The organism is Streptomyces sp. NPDC050388 (assembly GCF_040655635.1).
GTDB lineage: Bacteria > Actinomycetota > Actinomycetes > Streptomycetales > Streptomycetaceae > Streptomyces.
This window is the reverse complement of sequence record NZ_JBFAKH010000184.1, coordinates 1-5,630: the sequence shown is the minus strand read 5'-3', so window position 1 is coordinate 5,630 and position 5,630 is coordinate 1. Positions and strand designations below refer to the sequence as shown.

5 protein-coding genes and 1 pseudogene are annotated in these 5,630 nt (G+C 67.7%); 4 read left to right on the top strand and 2 right to left on the bottom strand.

Features of this window, described 5'->3' with window-relative positions; genetic code table 11:
- Positions 1–92, top strand: a pseudogene (locus tag AB0I73_RS40035) (IS6 family transposase); the annotation flags it as partial.
- A gap of 47 nt (positions 93–139) precedes the next feature.
- Here the strand turns inward: AB0I73_RS40035 and AB0I73_RS40030 are convergent.
- Positions 140–694 (bottom strand): hypothetical protein, encoded by a 555-nt coding sequence (locus AB0I73_RS40030; protein ID WP_363045315.1) that lies wholly within the window; start codon positions 692–694, stop codon positions 140–142.
- 190 nt (positions 695–884) lie between these two features.
- A complete protein-coding gene (locus AB0I73_RS40025) occupies positions 885–1,124 on the bottom strand; it encodes a hypothetical protein (protein WP_363045314.1) in 240 nt (79 codons plus the stop codon).
- Between the two features lie 180 nt (positions 1,125–1,304).
- On the opposite strand from AB0I73_RS40025, the gene thyX reads away from it, so the two are divergent.
- From thyX to AB0I73_RS40010, 3 genes are all read left to right on the top strand, one after another.
- Positions 1,305–2,057, top strand: coding sequence for an FAD-dependent thymidylate synthase (gene thyX, locus AB0I73_RS40020; RefSeq protein ID WP_363045313.1), 753 nt, complete (start codon positions 1,305–1,307; stop codon positions 2,055–2,057).
- 265 nt (positions 2,058–2,322) lie between these two features.
- Positions 2,323–3,222 (top strand): 4-hydroxy-tetrahydrodipicolinate synthase, encoded by a 900-nt coding sequence (gene dapA / locus AB0I73_RS40015; protein ID WP_363045312.1) that lies wholly within the window; start codon positions 2,323–2,325, stop codon positions 3,220–3,222.
- 158 nt (positions 3,223–3,380) lie between these two features.
- Positions 3,381–5,066, top strand: a complete 1,686-nt coding sequence (locus tag AB0I73_RS40010) for a ribonuclease J (RefSeq protein WP_363045311.1) — start codon at positions 3,381–3,383, stop codon at positions 5,064–5,066.
- Positions 5,067–5,630: the final 564 nt, after the last annotated feature.

Below are 5,630 nucleotides of genomic sequence, written 5' to 3'. Positions count from 1 at the left end.
CCGCGTTCAGCGGCATCTCACCCCACTTCCGGCCCCACCGCCACCTGATGGCAGCACCCGACTACCGAGCCGAGATGACCCTCCGCTTCGCCCGGGCCCCGGCTCTTGACGACGTGAAGTCCGGTCCCGACGGGCAGGGTCAGTCCCGCCGGTACTCGTCGGCCCAGACCTCCACCGAGTCGGCCGCCCGGTCGAAAGCCAGGTCCCGTCCCAGGAAGTCCGCGTTGTGCGAGGTCAGCAGCGGCGGCAGGGCCTCCGCCGACCGCCCCCGCCGGGCCAGCAGCAGCGCCTGCCCCTGTACTGTCCTCGGCAGCCCCAGCCAGCGCACCGGCTGCTGCACCGTGCGCACCGTGACCACCTGGGCCCACGGCGTCGTACGGGTGCTGAACAGACTCACCTGCCGCAGTCCGCGGGCACTCACCCACGTGCCCATGCGCAGCAGCCTCAGCGCCCAGAGTATGACGACCAGCGCGAGGGCGAAGACCACACCGGCCGACGACACCGAGGCCGTCGCAGCGATGATCACTGCCGCGAACAGCACGAACGAGGCGAGCAGCAGCAGTATGGCCGCCGTCCCCACTCGCCAAGGCCCCGGACGGTACGGGCGCCGCCAGCGGTCACGGTCGTCGTGCGGCAGTGCGACGTCGTCCGCAGTGTCAAAAGCACGATCGGCCGTCAGGAAGGGCAGGGGCACGGCTGGTCCTCACTTGATCCATGCGTGGGCTGTGCCCGGTGAGGCTACCGATCCGCATGCCCCCTCACCACCCTCGGGGGCCCGCTTGGAGCCGGAGCCCCCCCGCCCCGGGTGGTTCCCCGCGCCCGATTCGGCGCGGGGGGCGTCGTCCGGTCCGGCGCTCGGTAAGGCGTCCGGTTCGGCCTGCGGGTCAGCGTCCGTCGGACGCCTGTGACTGCTCGGTCCCCGTGGCCGACTGGTCGATGGAGAGCGCGGGCATCCCGAGGACCAGGGCCCCCACCAGACCGGTGACGATGCAGAGGCCCAGCAGCCAGCGCCCGGCCAGCTCGCCGGCGGAAGCCCGCTCGCGCGGCGGGGGCGTGACATTACTGCGGAACCTGTCGGCAGTGGCAATGAAGGCGAACGGCACGGATTCCCGTCGACCGAACATCAGTGGTGCTTCTCCCGTCGAAATCTCGAACGAATCACTCTCACCGACACAAACGAGCGACACGCGCAAAAAGTGCCCAGATGGGGAAATTCGTCGTGGCGCGGTCCGTCTCCCCGCCACGGAGGGTGCCCCGTAGAGTGGGCGCTGACCTGCAGATGCGATGTGACGGGAAGTGCTCTCTTGACCTCCGCCGACGACCTCCAGCCGTCAACACCTGATGGCGTCACCCTGCGGAGTGACGTCACCGTCGAACTGGTGAAGTCCAGTGCCTCGGACTCGGACGTCCTGTTCGCCGCCCGCGTATCGACCCTCGGCGAGCAGTCCATCGGGGAACTGCAGAAGGACCCGGAGCGCTCCAAGGGCCTGATCAACTACCTGATGCGGGACCGGCACGGCAGTCCGTTCGAGCACAACTCCCTGACGTTCCTCGTCAGTGCGCCGATCTTCGTGTTCCGCGAGTTCATGCGCCACCGGGTCGGCTGGTCCTACAACGAGGAATCCGGGCGCTACCGCGAGCTGCAGCCCGTCTTCTACGTTCCCGACGCGTCGCGCAAGTTGGTCCAGGAGGGGCGCCCGGGCAAGTACGTCTTCGTCGAAGGCACCCCGGGCCAGTACGAGACCGTCCAGCACGTACTGGGCGACTCCTACCGCCAGGCCTACGAGGCCTACCAGAAGCTGCTGGCCGAGGGTGTGGCCCGCGAGGTCGCCCGCGCGGTGCTCCCGGTCGGCCTGTACTCCTCGATGTACGCCACGTGCAATGCCCGCTCGCTGATGCATTTCCTCGGCCTGCGCACCCAGCACGAGATGGCGAAGGTCCCGTCCTTCCCGCAGCGGGAGATCGAGATGGTCGGCGAGAAGATGGAGGCCGAGTGGGCCCGGCTCATGCCGCTCACTCACGCCGCCTTCAACGCCAACGGACGCGTGGCGCCGTAGTCCGTGCGGCCGGCGCGGTTCGAGTGGTGCTCACAGCTCCTCGTGTCCGCCGGTGGCGGGCCTTGCTCGCAGGGCTGATCGCCCATGCGCGATCAGCCCTGCGAGTTGTCCGTATTGCGGTATTTAGGGTAGTTCATTTAGCCTGATCGAACGGGCCCGGCACTGCCTGAACCCCCGAGCAGGCAGTGCCGGGCTCCACCTTTGTCCTGTCTTGTCGCCTCCCCGAGGGCAGACCCCGACTCGAGCAGCGAGTAGCGTGTAACCCATGGCTCCGACCTCCACTCCGCAGACCCCCTTCGGGCGGGTCCTCACCGCCATGGTCACGCCCTTCACGGCGGACGGCGCACTCGACCTCGACGGCGCCCAGCGGCTCGCCACCCACCTGGTGGACGCAGGCAACGACGGCCTGATCATCAACGGCACCACCGGCGAGTCCCCCACCACCAGCGACGCGGAGAAAGCGGACCTCGTACGGGCGGTCCTGGAGGCGGTCGGAGACCGCGCCCACGTGGTGGCCGGGGTCGGCACCAACGACACCCGCCACAGCATCGAACTGGCCCGCACCGCGGAGCACATCGGCGCACACGGCTTGCTGGTCGTCACCCCGTACTACAACAAGCCCCCGCAAGAGGGTCTCTACCGGCACTTCACGGCCGTCGCCGACGCCACCGAGTTGCCGGTCATGCTCTACGACATCCCCGGCCGCAGCGGCGTCCCGATCAACACCGAGACGCTCGTCCGCCTGGCCGAGCACCCGCGGATCGTCGCCAACAAGGACGCCAAGGGTGACCTCGGCCGCGCCAGCTGGGCCATCGCGCGATCCCGCCTCGCCTGGTACTCCGGCGACGACATGCTGAACCTGCCGCTGCTCTCCGTGGGCGCGGTCGGCTTCGTCTCGGTCGTCGGCCACCTCGTCACCCCCGAGCTGCGCTCCCTGGTGGAGTCGTACATCTCGGGAGACGTCCAGAAGGCCACCGAGATCCACCAGAAGCTGCTCCCCGTCTACACGGGCATGTTCCGCACCCAGGGCGTGATGACCACCAAGGCGGCGCTCACCCTCCAGGGTCTGCCCGCCGGGCCCCTGCGCGCCCCCATGGTCGAGTGCGCGCCGGAAGAGATCGAGCAGCTCAAGATCGATCTTGCCGCCGGCGGGGTACAGCTCTGACAACGGACTTCGCGCGACCGCTCGCGCAACCTGACTCCACAACTGAATAAGCGGCGGGCCACCGGTGCCCGCGCACCACAACGACAACTGCTTCTGCACGAACGTCATGCGCGCCACGTGCCCCACCGGTACGTGGCGCGTGTGGTGAGGAGAGTCTTTTGAGTCATCCGCATCCTGAACTCGGTCCGCCCCCGCCGCTTCCCGCGAGCGGGCTGCGCGTCACCCCGCTCGGCGGTCTCGGCGAGATCGGCCGCAACATGACGGTCTTCGAGTACGGCGGCCGTCTGCTCATCGTCGACTGCGGAGTGCTGTTCCCCGAGGAGGAGCAGCCCGGAATCGACCTGATCCTGCCGGACTTCACGTCCATCCGGGATCGTCTCGACGACATCGAGGGCATCGTCCTCACCCATGGTCACGAGGACCACATCGGCGGTGTTCCGTTCCTTCTCCGCGAGAAGCCGGACATCCCGCTGATCGGCTCCAAGCTGACCCTCGCCCTCATCGAGGCGAAGCTCCAAGAGCACCGCATCCGCCCCTACACCCTGGAGGTCGCCGAGGGGCACCGCGAGCGCGTCGGCCCGTTCGACTGCGAGTTCGTCGCGGTCAACCACTCGATCCCCGACGCGCTCGCCGTGGCCATCCGCACCCCCGCCGGCATGGTGGTCCACACCGGCGACTTCAAGATGGACCAGCTTCCGCTGGACAGCCGCCTCACGGACCTGCACGCCTTCGCCCGGCTCAGCGAGGAAGGCATCGACCTCCTCCTCTCCGACTCGACGAACGCCGAGGTCCCGGGCTTCGTCCCGCCCGAGCGCGAAATCTCCAACGTCCTTCGGCAGGTCTTCGCCGGTGCCCGCAAGCGGATCATCGTGGCCAGCTTCGCCAGCCACGTCCACCGCATCCAGCAGATCCTGGACGCGGCGCACGAGTACGGACGCCGGGTGGCCTTCGTCGGCCGCTCCATGGTCCGCAACATGGGCATCGCCCGCGACCTCGGCTACCTGAAGGTCCCGCCGGGCCTGGTCGTCGACGTCAAGACGCTGGACGACCTGCCGGACAGCGAAGTGGTCCTGGTGTGCACGGGCTCGCAGGGCGAACCCATGGCCGCCCTGTCCCGGATGGCCAACCGCGACCACCAGATCCGTATCGTCCAGGGCGACACGGTGATCCTCGCGTCGTCGCTCATCCCCGGCAACGAGAACGCGGTCTACCGGGTCATCAACGGCCTGACCCGCTGGGGCGCCAACGTCGTCCACAAGGGCAACGCCAAGGTGCACGTCTCGGGCCACGCCTCCGCCGGCGAGCTGCTGTACTTCTACAACATCTGCCGCCCGAAGAACCTGATGCCGGTGCACGGCGAATGGCGCCACCTGCGGGCCAACGCCGAACTGGGTGCCCTGACGGGTGTCCCGCACGACCGCATCGTCATCGCGGAGGACGGGGTCGTCGTCGACCTGATCGACGGCAGGGCGAAGATCTCCGGCAAGGTCCAGGCCGGGTACGTCTACGTCGACGGTCTCTCCGTCGGCGATGTCGGCGAGCCCGCGCTGAAGGATCGCAAGATCCTCGGTGACGAGGGCATCATCTCGCTCTTCGTGGTGATCGATTCGTCCACCGGGAAGATCACCGGCGGCCCGTATGTCCAGGCCCGCGGCTCCGGGATCGACGACTCCGCCTTCAGTGCCGTACTGCCGAAGATCACGGAAGTCCTGGAACGGTCGGCTCAGGACGGCGTCGTCGAACCGCACCAGATGCAGCAGCTGATCCGTCGCACGCTGGGCAAATGGGTCTCCGACACGTACCGGCGTCGGCCGATGATCCTCCCCGTGGTCGTGGAGGTCTGACGGCTTGTAGGACAAGCCCGTACGGGTGAACTGGGAGCGGGGCGGCCTCGATTTGCATCGAGCCGCCCCGCTCCAGTACGTTTACGGCTCACCCCGACCGGGAACCCGATCGCTTCAAGCGTCGGAACCAGTCCCTGGAGGGGCGAGGAAATCCGACTCAGAACCTCTGATAAAGTCGGGTCCGCCGGAAAGGGAAACGCGGAAAGCGGGACCCCGGAAGGCGAAAGCCCGAGGAAATCGGATCGGAAAGATCTGATAGAGTCGGAAACGCAAGACCGAAGGGAAGCGCCCGGAGGAAAACCCGATGAGGGTGAGTACGAAGGAAGCGTCCGTTCCTTGAGAACTCAACAGCGTGCCAAAAGTCAACGCCAGATATGTTGATACCCCGTCTCCGGCCGGCCGGCCGGGACGAGGTTCCTTTGAAGAAACACAGCGAGGACGCTGTGAACCGCCGGACCATTCCTCCGGCGGTTCCGCTCTCGTGGTGCTCTCCCGATCACGGGAAAACATTCACGGAGAGTTTGATCCTGGCTCAGGACGAACGCTGGCGGCGTGCTTAACACA

Excerpts from the sequence above, each read along its gene's own strand:
- AB0I73_RS40025 (WP_363045314.1), bottom strand. The coding sequence starts at position 1,124 with ATGTTCGGTCGACGGGAATCCGTGCCGTTCGCCTTCATTGCCACTGCC.
- dapA (WP_363045312.1), top strand. The coding sequence starts at position 2,323 with ATGGCTCCGACCTCCACTCCGCAGACCCCCTTCGGGCGGGTCCTCACC.